This is a genomic window from Cyanothece sp. BG0011 (assembly GCF_003013815.1).
GTDB lineage: Bacteria > Cyanobacteriota > Cyanobacteriia > Cyanobacteriales > Microcystaceae > Crocosphaera.
This window is the reverse complement of record NZ_PRLH01000092.1, coordinates 76396-94183: the sequence shown is the minus strand read 5'-3', so window position 1 is coordinate 94183 and position 17788 is coordinate 76396. Positions and strand designations below refer to the sequence as shown.

General features: G+C 38.0%; 19 protein-coding genes and 1 tRNA gene. 13 read left to right on the top strand and 7 right to left on the bottom strand.

Annotation, left to right across the window (positions count from 1 at the left end):
• Positions 1 to 90: 90 nt before the first annotated feature.
• Complete coding sequence (locus C4E06_RS11165) at positions 91 to 309, bottom strand: type II toxin-antitoxin system HicA family toxin (RefSeq protein ID WP_107668122.1); 219 nt, start codon at positions 307 to 309, stop codon at positions 91 to 93.
• Positions 309 to 527 (bottom strand): type II toxin-antitoxin system HicB family antitoxin, encoded by a 219-nt coding sequence (locus tag C4E06_RS11160; RefSeq protein ID WP_107668121.1) that lies wholly within the window; start codon positions 525 to 527, stop codon positions 309 to 311. Before C4E06_RS11160 ends, C4E06_RS11165 begins: the two co-directional genes overlap by 1 nt.
• 86 nt (positions 528 to 613) lie before the next feature.
• Here C4E06_RS11160 and C4E06_RS11155 point away from each other — a divergent pair, with 86 nt between their 5' ends.
• Together C4E06_RS11155 and C4E06_RS11150 are read left to right on the top strand one after the other, a co-directional pair.
• Complete coding sequence (locus C4E06_RS11155) at positions 614 to 799, top strand: hypothetical protein (protein WP_107668120.1); 186 nt, start codon at positions 614 to 616, stop codon at positions 797 to 799.
• On the top strand, positions 792 to 1088 hold the full coding sequence (locus C4E06_RS11150) for a helix-turn-helix domain-containing protein (RefSeq protein WP_107668119.1): 297 nt from the start codon (positions 792 to 794) through the stop codon (positions 1086 to 1088). The genes C4E06_RS11155 and C4E06_RS11150 overlap by 8 nt, the downstream gene beginning before the upstream one ends.
• Positions 1089 to 1256: 168 nt before the next feature.
• Here the strand turns inward: C4E06_RS11150 and C4E06_RS11145 are convergent, their stop codons facing one another.
• Together C4E06_RS11145 and C4E06_RS11140 are read right to left on the bottom strand one after the other, a co-directional pair.
• Positions 1257 to 2993 carry an NFACT family protein gene (locus C4E06_RS11145; RefSeq protein WP_107668118.1) on the bottom strand — a complete coding sequence of 579 codons (1737 nt, stop codon included), beginning with the start codon at positions 2991 to 2993 and terminating at the stop codon, positions 1257 to 1259.
• A gap of 76 nt (positions 2994 to 3069) precedes the next feature.
• Complete coding sequence (locus tag C4E06_RS11140) at positions 3070 to 3669, bottom strand: hypothetical protein (RefSeq protein WP_198648543.1); 600 nt, start codon at positions 3667 to 3669, stop codon at positions 3070 to 3072.
• Positions 3670 to 4015: 346 nt separating this feature from the next.
• Between C4E06_RS11140 and C4E06_RS11135 the strand changes: the two genes are divergently transcribed.
• Positions 4016 to 4088, top strand: a tRNA-Glu gene (locus tag C4E06_RS11135).
• 85 nt (positions 4089 to 4173) lie between these two features.
• On the opposite strand, the gene C4E06_RS11130 is transcribed toward C4E06_RS11135, so the two are convergent.
• Positions 4174 to 5166 carry a saccharopine dehydrogenase-like oxidoreductase gene (locus tag C4E06_RS11130; RefSeq protein WP_107668116.1) on the bottom strand — a complete coding sequence of 331 codons (993 nt, stop codon included), beginning with the start codon at positions 5164 to 5166 and terminating at the stop codon, positions 4174 to 4176.
• A gap of 143 nt (positions 5167 to 5309) precedes the next feature.
• Between C4E06_RS11130 and C4E06_RS11125 the strand changes: the two genes are divergently transcribed.
• Complete coding sequence (locus C4E06_RS11125; RefSeq protein WP_107668115.1) at positions 5310 to 6812, top strand: serine/threonine-protein kinase; 1503 nt, start codon at positions 5310 to 5312, stop codon at positions 6810 to 6812.
• Between the two features lie 12 nt (positions 6813 to 6824).
• Positions 6825 to 8108, top strand: coding sequence for a serine/threonine-protein kinase (locus tag C4E06_RS11120; protein WP_107668114.1), 1284 nt, complete (start codon positions 6825 to 6827; stop codon positions 8106 to 8108).
• A gap of 161 nt (positions 8109 to 8269) precedes the next feature.
• On the opposite strand, the gene gap is transcribed toward C4E06_RS11120, so the two are convergent.
• Positions 8270 to 9307 (bottom strand): type I glyceraldehyde-3-phosphate dehydrogenase, encoded by a 1038-nt coding sequence (gap, locus tag C4E06_RS11115; protein ID WP_107668113.1) that lies wholly within the window; start codon positions 9305 to 9307, stop codon positions 8270 to 8272.
• A gap of 499 nt (positions 9308 to 9806) precedes the next feature.
• Between gap and C4E06_RS11110 the strand changes: the two genes are divergently transcribed.
• From C4E06_RS11110 to C4E06_RS11095, 4 genes are all read left to right on the top strand, one after another.
• Positions 9807 to 10421, top strand: a complete 615-nt coding sequence (locus C4E06_RS11110) for a Uma2 family endonuclease (RefSeq protein WP_107668112.1) — start codon at positions 9807 to 9809, stop codon at positions 10419 to 10421.
• Positions 10422 to 10694: 273 nt separating this feature from the next.
• Complete coding sequence (locus C4E06_RS11105; protein ID WP_107668111.1) at positions 10695 to 13103, top strand: phosphoketolase; 2409 nt, start codon at positions 10695 to 10697, stop codon at positions 13101 to 13103.
• A 74-nt stretch (positions 13104 to 13177) separates the two neighbouring features.
• Positions 13178 to 13750, top strand: a complete 573-nt coding sequence (locus tag C4E06_RS11100; protein ID WP_107668110.1) for a sugar O-acetyltransferase — start codon at positions 13178 to 13180, stop codon at positions 13748 to 13750.
• A 108-nt stretch (positions 13751 to 13858) separates the two neighbouring features.
• On the top strand, positions 13859 to 14863 hold the full coding sequence (locus C4E06_RS11095) for a 2-hydroxyacid dehydrogenase (RefSeq protein WP_107668109.1): 1005 nt from the start codon (positions 13859 to 13861) through the stop codon (positions 14861 to 14863).
• A 68-nt stretch (positions 14864 to 14931) separates the two neighbouring features.
• Here C4E06_RS11095 and C4E06_RS11090 read toward each other — a convergent pair whose 3' ends face one another.
• A complete protein-coding gene (locus C4E06_RS11090; protein ID WP_107668108.1) occupies positions 14932 to 15465 on the bottom strand; it encodes an NYN domain-containing protein in 534 nt (177 codons plus the stop codon).
• A 184-nt stretch (positions 15466 to 15649) separates the two neighbouring features.
• Between C4E06_RS11090 and ndhL the strand changes: the two genes are divergently transcribed.
• The 4 genes from ndhL (at position 15650) to C4E06_RS11070 (ending at position 17779) form a co-directional block, all read left to right on the top strand.
• Positions 15650 to 15907 (top strand): NAD(P)H-quinone oxidoreductase subunit L, encoded by a 258-nt coding sequence (gene ndhL / locus C4E06_RS11085; RefSeq protein ID WP_107668146.1) that lies wholly within the window; start codon positions 15650 to 15652, stop codon positions 15905 to 15907.
• Positions 15908 to 15947: 40 nt separating this feature from the next.
• Entirely contained in the window at positions 15948 to 16247 is a 300-nt protein-coding gene (locus C4E06_RS11080) for a DUF3007 family protein (RefSeq protein WP_107668107.1), read from the top strand.
• A 91-nt stretch (positions 16248 to 16338) separates the two neighbouring features.
• Complete coding sequence (trpA, locus tag C4E06_RS11075; protein WP_107668106.1) at positions 16339 to 17133, top strand: tryptophan synthase subunit alpha; 795 nt, start codon at positions 16339 to 16341, stop codon at positions 17131 to 17133.
• Between the two features lie 184 nt (positions 17134 to 17317).
• Positions 17318 to 17779, top strand: a complete 462-nt coding sequence (locus tag C4E06_RS11070) for a DUF29 domain-containing protein (protein ID WP_107668105.1) — start codon at positions 17318 to 17320, stop codon at positions 17777 to 17779.
• The last annotated feature ends 9 nt before the right edge of the window (positions 17780 to 17788 follow it).

The following is a 17788-nucleotide window of genomic DNA, read 5'->3' as shown; positions in this document are numbered from 1 at the left end:
GGGGGAATGTTTGTTGGTGGGTTGATTGGATTGATTGGTGAAAAGCTTTAAAGTCTCCTTTGGAAAGGGGGGAATGGTTTCACTTGTTTGTTATTTGTAACTCAAAAACTCATCAACGGTGATTCCTGCTTGTCGAATGAGACTTCTGAGTAAACCAGGAGCTAATTCTTTATGATTGGGGACTGATAAGGTTGATTTTTCGGGATGCCAGAGAATTATATGACTACCAGTTTGATGGTCTTGAATATAACCCAACTTCTCAAACATCCTAATGGCTTTTTTCCCGGATATGTTGGACAATCTACCCATTAAATCACCACTTCTCCCACAAATGATTGAGATTCAACAGAAAAACTATAATTACCATGCTTTTCTTCCACATAAAGATAACCTTGAATGGCATCTTTTATATTGGCGATCGCTTCATCCATCGTTTTACCTTGACTAACGCAACCGGGTAAGGATACGGCTTCAGCAACATAACCTTTATATTCTGGATCGTAAGTAAAAATAACCTGAAATTTCATTAAAAATGCCCTCACATTTCTTGTAAATTTATCATAGCTAATTGATTTTTATCTGAGTGAGTTGAAAAACACAGGAGAATAAAGGAATGGCGAAAAACCTCGAACATATCATGCAAAACCTATCTCAAGAACGTCAGAAAAAAATTGAAGTGCGAACTCAAGAACTAATGATAGAAGAGATGACCCTTCGAGATATCAGAAAGGCCAGAAAGTCCCCAGAAAAGAAATTAAGCTTGCCCTCAAACGGGCTGAGGAGATTGAAGAATGACTAAAATTTCTCAGTTACACCAGAAATGGTTAAAAGATCCAGAATATAAAACTGCTTATGAAGAAATGGCCATGGAGTTTGAAATAGCGTCAGCCATTATTGCAGCAAGAACTCAAGCAGGATTAACTCAAGAAGAACTTGCTCAACGAATGCGCGCTAAACAGTCCCAAATAGCTCGATGGGAAAGCGGAGAACAAAATGCTACCCTCAGAACACTAAAAAGAATTGCTGAGGCCACCGGCACAACTCTCAAAATTTCTTTTCAAGAAGAAAATCCGTTGAGTGAGCAGTAAGAAGCAAAAACCAGCGATCGCGATCGCTGGATACCCTAATAAAAATATTGTTGTTGTTTTTCGAGGAAATCCGGTAGCACGTTCCCAAATTGGCTAACCAGTCGATTTCTATAGGTAGATTGTAACATCAAGCACGAATTTTTGTAAATAAAATTTAAAATATTTGTCTCAATCGTGATTTTTTAGATAAGATTGTATCTTATGTGGTTTTCCCCAAAGCACCCGTTCTCGTTTATAAATAACCATTCCAGGTTTAGCTCCTTTGGGTTTATAGACGTATTTGGGTTCTGTGTAGACCACGGGAACTTGTTCGCTTTGACGAGCGCGACTATAATAAGCGGCCCAGTCGGCAGCACAATGAAGATCCGCTTCGTTGGGAACGGCACCGGGTTCGAGTCTTAATAAGACGTGACTCCCTGCACTTTCTTGGGTATGAAACCATAGGTCATAGTCTCCGGCCGTGCGAAAGGTCAAGCGATCGTTTTGTCGGTTATTACGACCAATCCACACTTCAAACCCGGATGGGGTTCGATGTTGATAGGGTTGGGACTCATCAGAATGACTTTGGGTGGGTTGAGAGGGAGAAGGTAAATAATTTTGTTGTATTAATTCTTCTTTGATTTCTTCTAGGGTTTGTAAGTCTTCTGGGGACTGATAATCATCGATTTGTTGTAAGCTATCTTCGACTTGTTCTAAATAGTTAATTTCTGCTTGAACTTCGTTTAATAAGGGTTCCACTGCACCTTTTGCCCGTTTTAGTTTTTGATGTTTTTTATAGAAAAGTTGGGCATTTTGGATGGCATTTTTTTCGGGGTTTAAAGGAATTTTTATGGGTTGTTGGGTTTCAAAATCTTCTAAGGTTATAGACTTCATACCGGGTTCCCATAAATAAGAATGGGCCATTAATAAATCCCCTTTTTGACGATAGTCTTCTGCTTCTGAAGATTGTTGCATTTTTTCTTGAAAGTTATTCGCTTTACTCGATAGTTTTTTCAAGGAAGATTTTAGTTTTTGTTGCAGTTGATGTCTGAGTTGTTTAAATTTTTCTTGATTAATTTTATTGTTATAATAATCATTAATTAGGGTTTCTATATTGATAGGTTTATCAATTATTCCCCAACCTAAAACAGTATAACCCTCTTCTGTATAACCCGGTTTAAACTCTTTTGTGGCTAAACTTTTAAGCCAAAATTGCCAAAGGGAATATAAGTTATCCCAGTCTTTTTCCGTTAGGGTTTCTGTGGATTGTTGTGGATCTAAACCCGTTTGTTTAACCATAGAAGTCGCAACCACAGGACTTAAACCCCGATAACTATTTAATAATTGCTTTTTAACAGAACCAGGGATTAAACTAACTCTTTCTTGCCATCTTTCTTGGCTTTCTTCTAATTTTGGAAATGTCCCAGTTAAGGCAGGGGGAAATTCATAGGGTTGACCGGTTTGTACGGTTCTAACGGTGGATTGATTGGCGTTAACTTGATGGGCGACGGTGACAATTTGTTGCTTATTATCCGTTAGAATAACATTACTATATTTTCCCATAATTTCTACAAAAAGATGCCAAACCGGGTCATCTCCCGGACGTTTAGCAAATTGTAAGTCTACTACCCTTTCCCAAGGGGAAATCATCTTTAAATCGATGAGAGCAAAGCCATTTAATTGATGACGTAATTGATCACTAAAGGTGAAAGTATCTGGGGTTCTGGGTGGGGGATCTCCTATACATAATCTAGCCGCTTGAGGATGCCAAGAAAGGGTTAACCAACTGCGTTTTTTTAGGGTTCGTAAAGCCATAAAAATGGTATAGCGATCGCGTTGATAAACTTGTTCAACTTTAGCCGGTATCCAATGGCTTTGTAGATCATGACAAATGGCGGTTAAGGTGGTGACATCAACGGATTGCATAGGAGTTAAGAGATAACTTATTATCTTTTATTTTATCTTAAATGTTAGCTTAAATTAAAGATAAGATACTGTTTTTTTATTTGCGCTCAGTGGGAATGAATATTAGGGTTATATTTTCTCCTGATTCATCCATTTCTAGATAATTAATAATATTAATCTTATCCTTAGATAAATCGTTGGTATTTTCTCTGTCTTCAGAGTCTGACTGTTCAGGAAGGGTTAATAAGGCTGTTTTTGCCCCTTGGAATAAACTTAAATTAGTCATAGGAATATTTTCTAGGATCGTGGGTTCTTGGGCTTGATTTTGATTAAAAGGAACTTGACGACATTGAGGATTGCTTCGTTGACAAATTACCGTTTCATCAGCAGGAATTAAGACTTTATCTTTAAACTCAATGGATTGAATGTCAGTTAAAGGAATCCCAGTGGTATAACCTTTAAAACTAACAATTAAACTACGGTTATTTAAATCGATAAAGTTTCCTGTGGTGAGATTTCCTGATTTTAAAGACACAACAACAAAATCAGGAAAAGCTACTTGAATTTGTTGTTTAAGGGTCTCTTGTTTGTCTTGCTGAGACAGGAGTAAAGACGCTAAGATTGGAGTACCTAAAGCCATGTTAGGAACGGTTACAATGGCACTCATTAGTATGGTAGATAAAAGGGGTTTCATCATAAAAACGCCTCAACAACAACAGAGGATGGTGGTATCAATGATAATACTATAGACTTTAAATGTGACGGCTAAGCCAGTATCAGTTCCTCACAAAATTACTTTGACAGCCGACCATTGCCACCCCCTCTAACTCCCCCTTTCGTGAGGGGGAGAACCCTTGCCACCCCCTCTAACTCCCCCTTTCGTGAGGGGGAGAACCCTTGCCACCCCCTCTAACTCCCCCTTTCGTGAGGGGGAGAACCCTTGCCCATTCTAAGCGTGCGTAGCACTAGGGAAAAAAAATTTCTCAAAACTATTGACACAGACAAAAACCCTTGTTATATTTATAAAGGTCTAGAAAAAACAAGCCCCCATCGTCTAGTGGCCTAGGACACCTCCCTTTCACGGAGGCGACAGGGATTCAAATTCCCTTGGGGGTACTCAGAGGAGCAAGTGTCAAAGCTTGCTCCTTTGTCATTGAGAAATTAAGGATAGGTGTTTTGATAACCTATCCTCTTTTTAGCTTTACTTCACAAAGTGAGGCATCACCTCAGCAGAGGTAAATAAACCATGAATACCGCGACGATGCAAGGATAACCCGGCTTTGAGATAACCGAAAGCTGGACCGCAAACATTGGCTGCCATGCTAGTTTCATCCCCTAATGTAAAGGTATGGGTGGATATTTTCCCTTCAAAGGTGCGTCCGGTAATTTGAACATTTGTACTTAAAGGCTTTTTCGGGTTGCGAGTATCAACCACACCCCCAACGGTAACGCGATCGCGGGAACAAATACCAGCCAACTCTAACATAATATCGTCGGCGTGTTCCATATTTTCTAGGGTGAGAATGCCGTCAGTTTTATCGAGGAAAGCTTCCACTTCAGCGTCACTCATGGCTTTAGCCTTATCCACGGTAAACCCTGGTAAATGGGCAATATCTTCTCTAATGGTAGCGCGGTAAGCTTCCCAGTTGGCAATACCCACCCCGAAGGTAATTTTAACACTATGGACTTCGTGATAACTTTGGGCTGCCACTGCTGCGGCTGCGGTTAATAAGCCAGGGGTGGCACCACAACCGGTCATGTAGGTGATACCGGCAGCTTGTAAGTCTCCCTGTAATTCTAGCAGTTGTTCAACGGCACTGGTCCGCTTGAGGGCATCTACTAACACCCCTTTCCATCCAGAGGCAATAAACTCTCTGGCCACATCGGCCATGAAGGTGTTAGGAAGGTTAGGAAGGGCCAGAAAATAACCATCTACCTTGGCCGTTTCCAGGAGGTCTTTGATACTATGGTTGCTAAGGGTTCCGTAGGGGTCTAAATATCCGATCGATCCCTGTTGGCCATAAGTAGCGATCGCCGTTTGAGGGTTTAATCCTGTCTCACAGTAAGCATAACCTTTGAGATCGGCTGCTGCAACCCAGGTCATTTCTTGTTTTGGGGCGAGAAGTTTGGTGGCTGCTTGTCCGAGTCCTCCAAAGCCTAATATACCGACTTTCATGGTCTGATGACTACTCATTGGTCAATATCTCTTATAACTATCTTTTTCTATTATGAGAGGTTGTGGTAACAAGAAATATAAATTTTCATCAATCAATTAAATTTTTTGGGGATCAATTAATATATAAATAGATAATAAATTCTAAAATAATTATCAATGTTATGTTTCAGGTTGGGGATATTCTCTGTAAACGTTATCGACTTCTAGAATCTTTGGGAAAAACCGCTATTGGTCATCAAACTTGGTTAGCTGATGATTTACTTTCTCCCATTGACGTATACGCTGACAAAAAAAAGCAACTCCCTTGGTTAAAATGGTTTTATCATCTCAATCAGGTATTTCAGCCTAATATTTATGAAAAAGTAACGGTTAAATTATTGGCATTTAATCCCCAACTATCCTGGGAACAATTTAAACTGTTTGAACGAGAGGCTAGAATTTTACAAGGGTTAGATCATCCTTTTATTCCTCGTTATCGCAACTATTTTGAAATTCCTCAAGAACTCGGTAATGGAGTTCCTTGGTTTGCCTTAGTCGAAGATTACATTCCAGGGAAATCATTACAGGATTTATTAGAACAAGGAGAGCGATTTTCGGAAGCTAAAATTCGTAAAATTGCCCTTAAAATCCTCAAAATTTTAATTTATTTACATGAATTAAATCCCCCTGTATTACACCGAGATATTAAACCGAGTAATTTGATTTTAGGGGAAGATAATAACATTTATTTGATCGATTTTGGGGCAGTTCAAGATCAAACTTCAGTCACTAATATTAGTTTTACGGTGGTAGGAACCAGTGGTTATACTCCCCTAGAACAATTTTGGGGTAAAGCGGTTTTTTCTTCGGATTTATATGCATTGGGAGCCACATTAATTCATCTTTTAACCGGGATTTCTCCCACGGATTTACATAACCAAGATTATCAAATTGAGTTTGAAGATGAGGGAAAGATTAACCCTGCTTTAAAGGATTGGTTAACAACATTAACCCAAATCAAACTATCGCAACGGTATCAAACGGCACGGGAAGCCTTACAAGCTTTACAAACGGGGAAAATAGCACAGAAGAAAAAGCGAAAAAATCATTTAATTAAATCAAGTAAAAATAATGAATTACGAACAAAGCTTAAATTAAATAAAACAGAGCAATCCTTACAAATTATTGTTCCCTCATCTCAATTTAAGTTAATGAAAAAATTGTTGAAAATGGAAACAAATTTAATTAATCAAGGTTTAGATTTTAATAAAGTTGTTCCATTAATGACTGTTTCTGGACTGTTTTTAATTCCCTTTTCTTTAATTATTACGGGAATGATGGTTAAAAATCCATCCTTTATTATGGCATCTTTAGAAATAATGGGAGGAATGAGTTTTACAACAATTTTAATACTATTATTAGTTTATTTCATGAGTAGTATGAGTTCAAAAACTCATTTAATCTTTGATAAAGAAACATTAAAAATACAAGAAAAAATCTTTGGTTTCGAGTATCATCAAGAAGAAGAATCAAAAAAGAACATCCTAGGAATTTTTATTCATGAATTAAGTCATCGCTATAATGTTACCCTTAATACCAGAAAGATGATTTATCATTTAGGGAATAAATTTACAGAAGAAGAAGCACTGTTTTTAACAAAAGAGATTGAAGACTGGTTAAATTAACTTAGTATAATTATGTTTAAAACTGACGATATTATTGTCGAGAAATACCAACTTAAACAAAGATTAGGAAACACCGCAACGGGCCATCAAACTTGGTTAGCTATTGATCAACTTACCCAAGAAAATGTTACCCTAAAACTCTTAGCTTTCAGTCCTCAAATGCAATGGGAAGAGTTAAAATTATTTGAAAGAGAGGCAGAAGTGTTACAGTCTCTTGAACATAAGAGAATTCCTAAATATAGAGACTATTTTGACTTAAATAAAGACTTAGGGGGTGGGATAGCTTGGTTTGGGTTAGTACAAGAGTATATTCCTGGTTCATCCTTACAAGACTTAGTCGATAGAGGCAAGATTTTTACTGAAAAAGAAGCCTATAATATTGCTGTAGAAATTTTAGAAATTTTGATTTATTTACATGAATTAAACCCTTTAGTTATTCATCGAGATATTAAACCCAGTAACTTAATTTTAGGAGAAGATAATCATATTTATTTAATTGATTTTGGCGCAGTACAAGCACAAGGAGCGGTCACTGGTGTAACCTTTACCGTGGTAGGAAGTAGTGGTTATGCTCCCTTAGAGCAGTTTTGGGGTAGGGCCGTTCCTGCTTCAGATATTTACGCATTAGGGGCAACTTTGATTCATTTATTGACAGGAACCTCCCCAGTTAATTTACCTCATAAAGACTCTCAAATTCAATTTTCTGATAAAGTTAATCTTCCTAACTATTTTATCCATTGGTTAGAAAAAGCCACTAATATTTCTATTGAAAAACGCTTTTCAACCGCGAAAGAAGCTTTAGAAGGGTTACAAAAGAAACGGACAATTATTCAGTCCGAAACATTTAATAAAAAGTTACTGCAACCGACTTATAGTCGTTTCCTGCTGACTCAAAGTGAAAATAAACTATCTTTATATTTACCGCCTAAAATCACTTATAAAATGGGAAATACTAGCTTATTTGTGACACTTTTTATTATCGCTGCGGTAACTTTAACCTTTTTTCCTTTTTCTCTGTTAGTTTTATTATTTGTTTATCAATATTGTAAAGATATGAGGGTTATCTTTTTAGAGAAAGCTTTTAAAATTCAGCGTACTATTTTCGGATTAACTTATCAGTCTATAAATGCTCCCAATGACGACATTGTTGGCGTTTTCTTATATGGCAGTTCTAATAATCATCAAGTTAAAATTAGAACGAGAAACAAAAGTTATATTATAGGAGAAAATCTAAAAGAAGAAGAATGCGCTTGGTTGGCGAAAGAAATTCAAGATTGGTTATATTATCATCAGTAAAGAGAGGCAACAGGCAACAGGCAACAGGCAACAGGCAAAAGAGATTTTACGTTAGTCTATTTTTAACCATAATTAATAACTGGTAACTGCTCTAAAAAAAAGTAGGGACTAACCAATGTTAACCCCTAGATCATTAACTTTATCAATTTTTCAGCAACTAATTAAACAGTGGTCATAGCCTCTGCTTCTTTAGCTTGCATTACTTTCATTAAATCTAACATCCGAGACGAATAACCCCATTCGTTATCATACCAAGAAATTACTTTAAAGAAGTTAGAATTTAACTCCATGCCGGCTTTAGCATCAAAAATACTAGAGTGATAATCTCCTTCAAAATCCATAGATACCACGTCTTCATCAGTGTAGCCTAACACGCCTTTTAACTCACCAGACGCGGCTGCTTTCATCGCTTCACAAATGGCCTCATAACTGGTAGCTTTTTCGGTTTTAAACGTTAAATCAACCACAGAAACATCGGGAGTGGGAACCCGCAGGGCCATTCCGGTTAACTTACCATCTAAGGCCGGGATGACCAGAGTTACCGCTTTAGCTGCCCCTGTGGAAGCCGGAATGATGTTTTGAGCAGCACCCCGTCCAGCCCGTAAATCTTTCTTGCTAGGCCCGTCTACGGTGGGCTGAGTGGCTGTCATGGCGTGGACTGTGGTCATTAACCCTTCGGCTAAGCCAAAGTTATCATTAATCACTTTGGCAATGGGGGCTAAACAGTTAGTGGTGCAACTAGCATTAGAGACAATATAATCTTTGTTGGGGTCGTATTGGTCATCATTAACGCCGACAACAAAGGTATTGACCCGATCAGGATCTTTGGTGGGAGCAGAAATAACCACCCGTTTCGCTCCAGCAGTGAGGTGTTGACTGGCGGTTTCGTGGGTGGTAAATAGACCGGTGGACTCTACCACATAGTCGACTCCGAGTTGTTCCCAGGGCAATTCTTCAGGGTTACGAATGGCAAAACAGGGGATAAATTTACCATTGACAACGATCCCATCTTCTCTTGCTTCGACGGTTCCGTCAAAACGTCCGTGAGTCGAGTCATATTTGAGTAAATAGGCGATATTCTTGGCAGGGACAAGATCATTAATGCCGACAAATTCAAAATCAGGGTTATGAATACCTGCTCTGAAAACTAATCTACCAATACGGCCAAAACCGTTAATACCTACTTTTATTTTTGCCATGAGAGAAACTCCTTAAAAATCAACAATTCTCAACTAGAAGGGAAAGAAAAAATAATGTTTCTTTATTCTCTGCGATATTCCCAGAACATCTATCCCCTTTAGGGAAGATTAATTACTCATATGCTATGATTTTTTCTGCTAATTCTCTCAATATCAACAAAGTTTTTAGATTGTTCAATGTTTGTTGACGGGTAACTGTATGGGGCATCTTAACTTAAAACAAACAAAATAACAATTAAAAAAATCTTAATTTTACGCCATTAATCGTTTCTGTTCTCAGAAGTTTTTCTTATGTTTTTTTAATTTACTATAAATGACAAGTTTTTGTCAAAAGCTTATAAAAGCTAATGGGAATAAAGATTCTAGTCATCTATCAATAGAGATAAAAATATTTCATTCAGAAGAAAGAGAAAGAAGAACAGAGATATTTTTTTTCTTTTTTTCATCCTTGGTGATTAATATAATAAAATAGGCATATATTAATTGATTCCTTCTCATTATGTCTTTAATTGCTTTACCCCAACTCGCTAGTTTTAAAACATCCCATTATGACAGTGAGCAACGTTTAATTCTAACGGGTATTTCTTGGGAAGAATACCAACAATTTTTAGATTCATTGGGAGATGATGCAACTTATCGAACCATTTATTTAGAGGGAGTATTAGAAATTATGTCACCCAGTCGTGGTCATGAAGTAAGTAAAAGAAATATAGGAAGATTATTAGAAGTTTACTTAGAAGTAGCAGAAATTGATTTTTGGGGACTAGGTTCAACAACATTATGGATAGAAAAAGGACAAGCCGGAAAAGAACCTGATGAATGTTATTGTTTACAAACAGATAAAGAATTACCCGATCTCGCCATTGAAGTTATTGTTACCAGTGGAAATATTAAAATATTAGAAGTTTATCGTCGTTTAAGAATTAAAGAAGTTTGGTTATGGCAAGATGAGAAACTTGAGATTTATTGTTTAGAAAATGATCAATATTCTCCCCAGGAAAACAGCCAACTTTTACCCAGTCTGGATCTTAATTTACTCTGTCAATTTATTGATCATCCTAACCCTCGTTTAGCTATGAAACAATTTAGAGAATTAATTATTAATAATCAATAATCTATGGTTTATCAATGAATTACCCTATTTTAATCATTTTCAGGCTGTAAAATAAAGTTTAAGTCCAAGTAAAGAAATAATGATTAGCTGAATAAGAATTATGGACATAATCTATGGGTATAATATCAACAAATATAAATATAAATTTGCAGTTACTAATTTTAACTATTATAATAATTGGCAAAGTCTCAAATCTGACTTTATTAAACAGGAAAAAACCTCGTAGTGAATCCTGTTATTAAGTAAAAAAAGACGCAATTGGAGTTATATTAAATGGTTGCCACCCCGGATAAACCCAAAGTTGAGCAAACGCCCTTATCTTCAGAAGAATTGAGAAAAATTCATGCTTATTGGTCTGCCTGTAATTATTTAGCCGTTGGCATGATCTATTTACAAGATAATCCCTTACTCAAAGAACCCCTAAAAGAAGAACACATCAAAAACCGTTTATTAGGTCACTGGGGGTCAAGTCCTGGATTAAGTTTCATCTACGTTCATATTAACCGACTCATCAAAAAATACGATTTAAATACTATCTATATTGCTGGTCCTGGTCATGGTGCGCCTGGGGTATTAGGACCCGTTTATTTAGAAGGAACCTATTCCGAAATTTACCCCGATAAAAGCGAAGATGAAACGGGAATGAAAGCCTTTTTCAAACAATTTTCTTTCCCTGGCGGTATTGGTAGCCATTGCACCCCAGAAACCCCCGGATCAATCCACGAAGGGGGAGAATTAGGCTATAGTTTATCCCATGCGTACGGTTCTGTGTTCGATAATCCGGATCTCATTAGCGTTGCTGTGGTTGGCGACGGAGAATCGGAAACCGGTCCATTGGCCACTGCTTGGCATTCTAACAAATTCCTCAATCCCATCCGCGATGGTGCGGTTTTACCTATTTTGCACCTGAATGGCTATAAAATCGCCAATCCTAGCATTTTAGCCCGTGTCTCTCACGAAGAATTAGAATGTCTCTTTAAAGGGTACGGTTATAAACCCTATTTTGTCGAAGGGTCTGACCCTGAACAGATGCACCAAAAAATGGCCGCTACCCTCGAAACCGTGATTTCCGAGATCAAAGCCATTCAAAAAGAAGCCCGTGACAGTGGGGTAGCCAAGCGTCCCATGTGGCCCATGATTGTGTTACGCTCTCCGAAAGGCTGGACAGGACCTAAAGAAGTTGACGGCAAAAAGACCGAAGACTTCTGGCGATCGCACCAAGTCCCTTTATCGGGAATGCACAACAACCCCGAACACCTCAAACTCCTAGAAGAGTGGTTAAAAAGTTACAAACCCGAAGAACTCTTTGACGATACAGGCAAACTCATTCCTGAGTTAAAAGACTTAGCCCCCACCGGAAACCGTCGCATGAGTGCCAACCCTAATGCTAACGGCGGTTTATTACGAAAAGACCTCCGACTGCCCAATTTTCGGGACTATGGGGTAGAGGTAGACCAACCCGGCGCAGTAGAAGCAGGAAATACCCAACACTTAGGGATGTTTTTACGGGATGTCATGGCCAATAATATGAACACCTTCCGTGTGTTTGGCCCCGATGAAACCGCTTCTAACCGTCTCAGTGCCATCTATGAAGCGAGTAAAAAAGTTTGGATGGGTGAGATTATTGATGCAGATGCCGATGGGACAGAAATCACCACCGATGGCCGGGTGATGGAAATGTTAAGCGAACATACCCTACAAGGATGGTTAGAAGGCTATTTATTAACCGGTCGTCACGGCTTTTTCCACACTTACGAAGCCTTTGCCCATGTGGTTGATTCAATGTTTAATCAACACGCAAAATGGTTAGATATTTGTAAACATGAAGTGCCTTGGCGCGCCCCTATTCCTTCTTTAAATATTCTCCTTTCTTCGACAGTTTGGCGACAAGATCATAACGGATTTTCTCACCAAGATCCAGGGTACGTAGACGTAGTAACCAATAAAAGTCCTGAAGTGGTTCGGGTTTATTTTCCCCCAGATGCTAACTGTTTATTATCCGTTGCTGACCACTGTTTAAAAAGCAAAGACTACGTTAATGTTATCGTTGCCGATAAACAGAAACATCTGCAATATTTAAGCATGGAAGAAGCCGTTCAACACTGTACCAAAGGGATTGGTATTTGGGAATGGGCCAGTAACGATGACTGTGGGAAAGAGCCGGATGAACCCGATGTCATTATGGCTTCTTGTGGGGATATTCCTACTAGAGAAGCATTGGCGGCCACGGCTATTTTACGGGAGGAAATTCCGCACTTAAAAGTCCGTTTTATTAACGTAGTAGACTTGTTTAAATTGCAACCCGAATCAGAACATCCTCACGGTTTATCTGATAAAGATTTTGACACCTTATTTACTACTAATAAGCCAATTATGTTCAATTTTCATGGCTATCCCTGGTTAATTCATAAGTTGACTTATCGTCGCACTAATCACCATAATCTCCATGTTCGTGGCTACAAAGAAAAGGGCAATATTAATACACCTTTAGAGTTAGCCATTAATAACCAAATTGATCGCTTTAACTTAGTGATAGATGTGATTGATCGGGTCGATAAATTAGGCTCAGCAGCAGCTTATGTTCAGCAAAGAATGAAAAATGCCATTATTGAACATAAAGCCTATGCTTATGAACATGGCCTTGATAAACCCGAAATGTCTAATTGGAAATGGCCGTTATAGATTCGGTTAATTAGTGACAGAAATTCCTAGGGGCATCATCTGCCCCTATCATTATATAAGGCTCTTTATTTTCTATGAATAATACTCATGCTATTTTCATCACAGAAAAAGAAAAAATGCTTCGAGGGGAGTATTATAACGCCTTTGAAAAAAGTTTACTTAAAGATAGAAAAAAAGCTCAAAAATTATGTAAGAAATTAAATGATATACCTGATGGTAGTCACAAAAAAAGATTAAAAATCCTTCAAAAATTATTGCAAACGAAGAAAGACATTTGGATAGAATCCCCTTTTAGATGCGATTACGGTTACAATATCATGATTGGTGATAATTTTTATGCTAATTTCGGCTGTGTTATTCTTGACTGTAATCTTGTAAAAATTGGTAATAATGTTCAGTTAGGACCCAATGTACAAATTTATACAGCTACTCATCCAATTCATATAAAAGAAAGAATTTCAGGCAAAGAAATGGCCTATCCTATTACCATCGGTGATAATGTATGGATTGGGGGAAGTTCTATTATTCTTCCTGGGATAACTATTGGTAATAATAGTGTGATTGGTGCAGGAAGTGTTGTTACTAAAAACATTCCTAACCATGTTGTGGCAGTGGGAAACCCTTGTCGTGTTATCAAACAAATTTAATAACTGATAACCCTTAATTAATTAACCTAATAAAGTTGACATTTACAATAAGTTTGTTAATAATATATAAGGATGATTGCTATCAACTAATTTTTAACTTTATCTATTATGAAAGTTGCTGTCTTTAGTACCCGTTCCTATGATCGTAAATTTCTAGACCGTGCGAATATAGCTGCTAACTCTCCCCACGATTTAGAATACTTTGAAACCAAATTAAATGACAAAACAGCCCCTTTAGCTGAGGGATTTCCTTGTGTTTGTATGTTCGTTAACGACACAGCCAATGCAGCCACTTTAAAAAAGTTAGCCGAACAAGGAACTAAATTAATTGCCCTACGTTGCGCTGGCTATAATATGGTTGATCTCGAAGCAGCCGAAGAATTCGGGTTAAAAATTGTTAGAGTTCCTGCTTATTCTCCTTACTCAGTGGCAGAACACGCAGTGGGTTTAATCTTGATGTTAAATCGCAAATTAAATAAAGCTTATAATCGCGTTAGAGACGATAATTTCACCCTAGATGGTTTATTAGGATTCGACTTACATCAACGGACTATAGGGGTCATTGGTACGGGAAACATTGGCACTATTTTTTCTCAAATTATGAAAGGGTTTGGTTGTCATTTATTAGGATATGATGTTTATCCGAATGATGAATTTGCAGGGATACCAGGGGCTAAATATGTGGATTTACCAGAATTATTGGCGAAGTCTGACATCATTTCTCTTCACTGTCCTTTAGTTCCCTCAACTTATCATTTAATTAATCGAGACACCATCGAACAAATGAAACCAGGTGTGATGTTAATTAATACCAGTCGGGGGCAATTAGTAGACACTCGCGCGGTGATTGATGAGATCAAAACCGGTAAGATTGGTTATGTCGGTTTAGATGTCTATGAAGAAGAAGATGATCTGTTTTTTGAAGACTATTCTGACAATGTTATCCAAGACGATACGTTTCAATTATTACAATCTTTTCAAAACGTAGTCATTACCGCTCATCAAGCATTTTTTACCCAAGAAGCGTTGACCTCCATTGCTCAAACCACTATCACTAATATTACCAATTGGGAACAAGGGAATGAGTTAAATAATGAAGTGAAACGTTCGTAACACGATCAATATTAATAACCCATAGGATCAATTTCCTATGGGTTAATGTTGAAAATTGTAGGTAAAATTCATAACCAACGGGCTAATTTTTCTTGAGATTGAGCGTCAAGACAGTTGAATAATAAACGGCCTCGACTCCGTTTATTACTGCGTTGTTTGCGTTTCACTTGGGAACGAGAAGATTCGATATCTTTGGCTAAGACTTCTACTGACATCCATTCTGCACCATAACCCATGGCCGTTAAATATTGATCTCGGTCCGATGTGGCCACAATAATACGATTATGATTGATTTGTTGACGACGGAAAAAAGTAGCGCAAACCTTTTCTATGTAGGTATCTGCCGTCTGGGTCCAAGCCGTAAAACAAATAGACAGATGAGTGGAATGATGTTCGACTGAAGAGGGAGTCTTTTGGTATTGAGAGTCAAAGACAACCTGAGTCTTGAAGCCTTTATGGACGGTGTAGTTGATTAACGTCTCTATTAATTCGTACCGCGCCTGTTCTAAACCGTGGCGATCGCGGGTACTTTTCAGGGGAGACCAGGAACCAATGATATTATAGCCGTCGACGAGTAATAAGGGTGTAATAGGAGAAGACATTTTTCTTAAGAGTGATCATAGATTGTTAACATTTTTAAGGCAAACATTTCATGATTTTAACAAAAAATTTACGTTAATGGGAAGTTAAAAATGATGATCTCATGAAACTCATTGGTTTCTTATTTTAGGGAAACCCTCTACTATAGAAAGCAGAAACCTTGCATCGTTACTTATGACTGATATTATGGATAAAATTATTGACGCGATCGCCTCACTCCCTCAAGACACCCTCATTGTGGCTGTTTTATATTTGGGGTTAAGTCTTCTCTATCTCTTAATTATCCCTGGCGTGGTCTATTTTTACCTGAATAGTCGTTGGTATGTGGCCAGTTCCTTTGAACGGGCCTTTATGTACTTTCTCATGTTCTTCTTCTTCCCTGGGGTTCTTCTGTTGAGTCCCTTTTTGAACTTTCGCCCCAAACGCCGTACCGTTAACTCTTAAATCCGTTTAAAATACACATACGAACACCCAATAGGCCATCATGAGACGAATTGATGTTATCACCATTAGCTTAGGAATATTTGCAACCGGGGGCATTATGTACCTTGTATTTCAAGCCATTGGGTTTGATGGCCTCTCGGCAGGGGTGTGGAGTCAAGCTTTATTAGTAGTGGTTGTCTTAGGTTGGACTTTCACATATCTCTTTCGGGTGGCGAACAAAGATATGACCTACAATCAACAACTGAAAGACTACGAAGATGCAGTGTTACAAAAACGCCTCGAGGAAATGACCCCCGAAGAACTCGAAAAATTACAACAAGAAATTCAAGAAGAACAATAATTATAAAATGGGGATAAATCTTAAAGATCAGCCAATCAAGTCCAACTCAGGGTAAATTGAGATATGGTAATCTAGCTTGAGTCTGACAATAATGACATCGGTTTCTCAGTGTTTTCAATCCCTACGCGATCGCAACCAATGCGCCCTTATTCCCTTCATTACAGCAGGTGATCCGGATCTCGATACCACTGCTAAGGCGTTGCGGGTTCTTGATGCGTCAGGGGCTGATATGATTGAGTTAGGGGTTCCCTATTCTGATCCCTTGGCCGATGGGCCAGTCATTCAAGCGGCCGCTACTCGTGCGTTACGTCGAGGGGTCAAGTTAGAGGATGTCTTAACCATCGTTAAAGAGGTTCAACCGGAGATTAAAGCCCCGATTATCTTATTTACTTACTATAACCCTATTTTTTATCGGGGGGTAGAAGCTTTTTTGCAACAAATTAAGTCCGCCGGAGTGCAAGGGTTAGTGGTTCCTGACTTACCCCTCGAAGAAGCCGAAACGTTGCTTAAACCGGCTGCTGAGATAGGGATCGAAGTGACCCTATTGGTGGCCCCAACCAGTCCCATGGAACGGATAAAGGCGATCGCTCATCAGTCTCAAGGGTTTATTTACCTCGTCAGTGTCACAGGGGTAACGGGGATGAGAACCCAAGTGGGCACGAGAGTGGAAGACTTACTCAAAAATCTTCGTAGCACAACGGATAAGCCCATTGGGGTAGGATTTGGCATTTCTGACCCTGAACAAGCCCTAAAGGTCAAAAATTGGGGGTCTGATGCGGTTATTGTAGGCAGTGCTTGCGTTAAACGCTTGGCAGAAGGAACCCCGGAAGAAGGGTTAAAAGCGGTTGCAGCGTTTTGTCAAAGTCTCAAACAAGCAATTCAATAAGATTAATAAACAAGGATTGACAAATCCTGCCTTATAAAAATAAAATGTAAAAAGTAAGGTTCATGATGATAATTCGTGCAATTTTTTAATTTGAGTCAAGATTTCCATTATGAAACATATTTCATTATCTACAATAAAATAAATAGAGCGAGTTTGTCAAGCCCAAAATTTTCTTTTTTTGAAGATGGTTAATATAAAGACAAAGATACAGCTAAAACAGCTATACGAAACTGATGAAAATCTCTGGTTAGAAGAAACAATCAGATTATTAAGAGAAAACTGTTTAGAGGATTTAGATTTAGAGAATTTAATTGAGGAGTTAGAAAGTTTGGGGAGACGAGATAAACAGAGAGTCGAAAGTTTCTTAAGACAAATTATTATCCATCTTTTATTATTGCAGTATTGGACAGAAGAATATGATTATAATTATCGACATTGGCGAGGAAAAATCGCAACTTTTAGGGTGCAACTCAATAAATATTTAACAACGAATCTAAAAAACTATCTGTCTGAAGAATTAGAAAGTATTTATCAAGATGCTGTTTTTATTGTTATTGAGAAAACTGGATTAAATAAATCTGTCTTACCTGAAAAATGTTGTTATTCATTAGAAGAACTTGTCGATAAAAATTGGCTTAACCATTAAATATATGAG

What these genes read in the sequence shown, in the direction of transcription:
- C4E06_RS11160 (WP_107668121.1), bottom strand. Translation starts at nt 527, where the DNA reads ATGAAATTTCAGGTTATTTTTACTTACGATCCAGAATATAAAGGTTAT.
- C4E06_RS11070 (WP_107668105.1), top strand. Translation starts at nt 17,318, where the DNA reads ATGGTTAATATAAAGACAAAGATACAGCTAAAACAGCTATACGAAACT.
- C4E06_RS11140 (WP_198648543.1), bottom strand. Translation starts at nt 3,669, where the DNA reads ATGATGAAACCCCTTTTATCTACCATACTAATGAGTGCCATTGTAACC.
- C4E06_RS11100 (WP_107668110.1), top strand. Translation starts at nt 13,178, where the DNA reads ATGAATAATACTCATGCTATTTTCATCACAGAAAAAGAAAAAATGCTT.
- C4E06_RS11125 (WP_107668115.1), top strand. Translation starts at nt 5,310, where the DNA reads ATGTTTCAGGTTGGGGATATTCTCTGTAAACGTTATCGACTTCTAGAA.
- C4E06_RS11095 (WP_107668109.1), top strand. Translation starts at nt 13,859, where the DNA reads ATGAAAGTTGCTGTCTTTAGTACCCGTTCCTATGATCGTAAATTTCTA.
- C4E06_RS11105 (WP_107668111.1), top strand. Translation starts at nt 10,695, where the DNA reads ATGGTTGCCACCCCGGATAAACCCAAAGTTGAGCAAACGCCCTTATCT.
- gap (WP_107668113.1), bottom strand. Translation starts at nt 9,307, where the DNA reads ATGGCAAAAATAAAAGTAGGTATTAACGGTTTTGGCCGTATTGGTAGA.
- C4E06_RS11155 (WP_107668120.1), top strand. Translation starts at nt 614, where the DNA reads ATGGCGAAAAACCTCGAACATATCATGCAAAACCTATCTCAAGAACGT.
- C4E06_RS11145 (WP_107668118.1), bottom strand. Translation starts at nt 2,993, where the DNA reads ATGCAATCCGTTGATGTCACCACCTTAACCGCCATTTGTCATGATCTA.
- C4E06_RS11120 (WP_107668114.1), top strand. Translation starts at nt 6,825, where the DNA reads ATGTTTAAAACTGACGATATTATTGTCGAGAAATACCAACTTAAACAA.
- C4E06_RS11110 (WP_107668112.1), top strand. Translation starts at nt 9,807, where the DNA reads ATGTCTTTAATTGCTTTACCCCAACTCGCTAGTTTTAAAACATCCCAT.
- ndhL (WP_107668146.1), top strand. Translation starts at nt 15,650, where the DNA reads ATGGATAAAATTATTGACGCGATCGCCTCACTCCCTCAAGACACCCTC.
- C4E06_RS11165 (WP_107668122.1), bottom strand. Translation starts at nt 309, where the DNA reads ATGGGTAGATTGTCCAACATATCCGGGAAAAAAGCCATTAGGATGTTT.
- C4E06_RS11150 (WP_107668119.1), top strand. Translation starts at nt 792, where the DNA reads ATGACTAAAATTTCTCAGTTACACCAGAAATGGTTAAAAGATCCAGAA.
- C4E06_RS11080 (WP_107668107.1), top strand. Translation starts at nt 15,948, where the DNA reads ATGAGACGAATTGATGTTATCACCATTAGCTTAGGAATATTTGCAACC.
- C4E06_RS11090 (WP_107668108.1), bottom strand. Translation starts at nt 15,465, where the DNA reads ATGTCTTCTCCTATTACACCCTTATTACTCGTCGACGGCTATAATATC.
- C4E06_RS11130 (WP_107668116.1), bottom strand. Translation starts at nt 5,166, where the DNA reads ATGAGTAGTCATCAGACCATGAAAGTCGGTATATTAGGCTTTGGAGGA.
- trpA (WP_107668106.1), top strand. Translation starts at nt 16,339, where the DNA reads ATGACATCGGTTTCTCAGTGTTTTCAATCCCTACGCGATCGCAACCAA.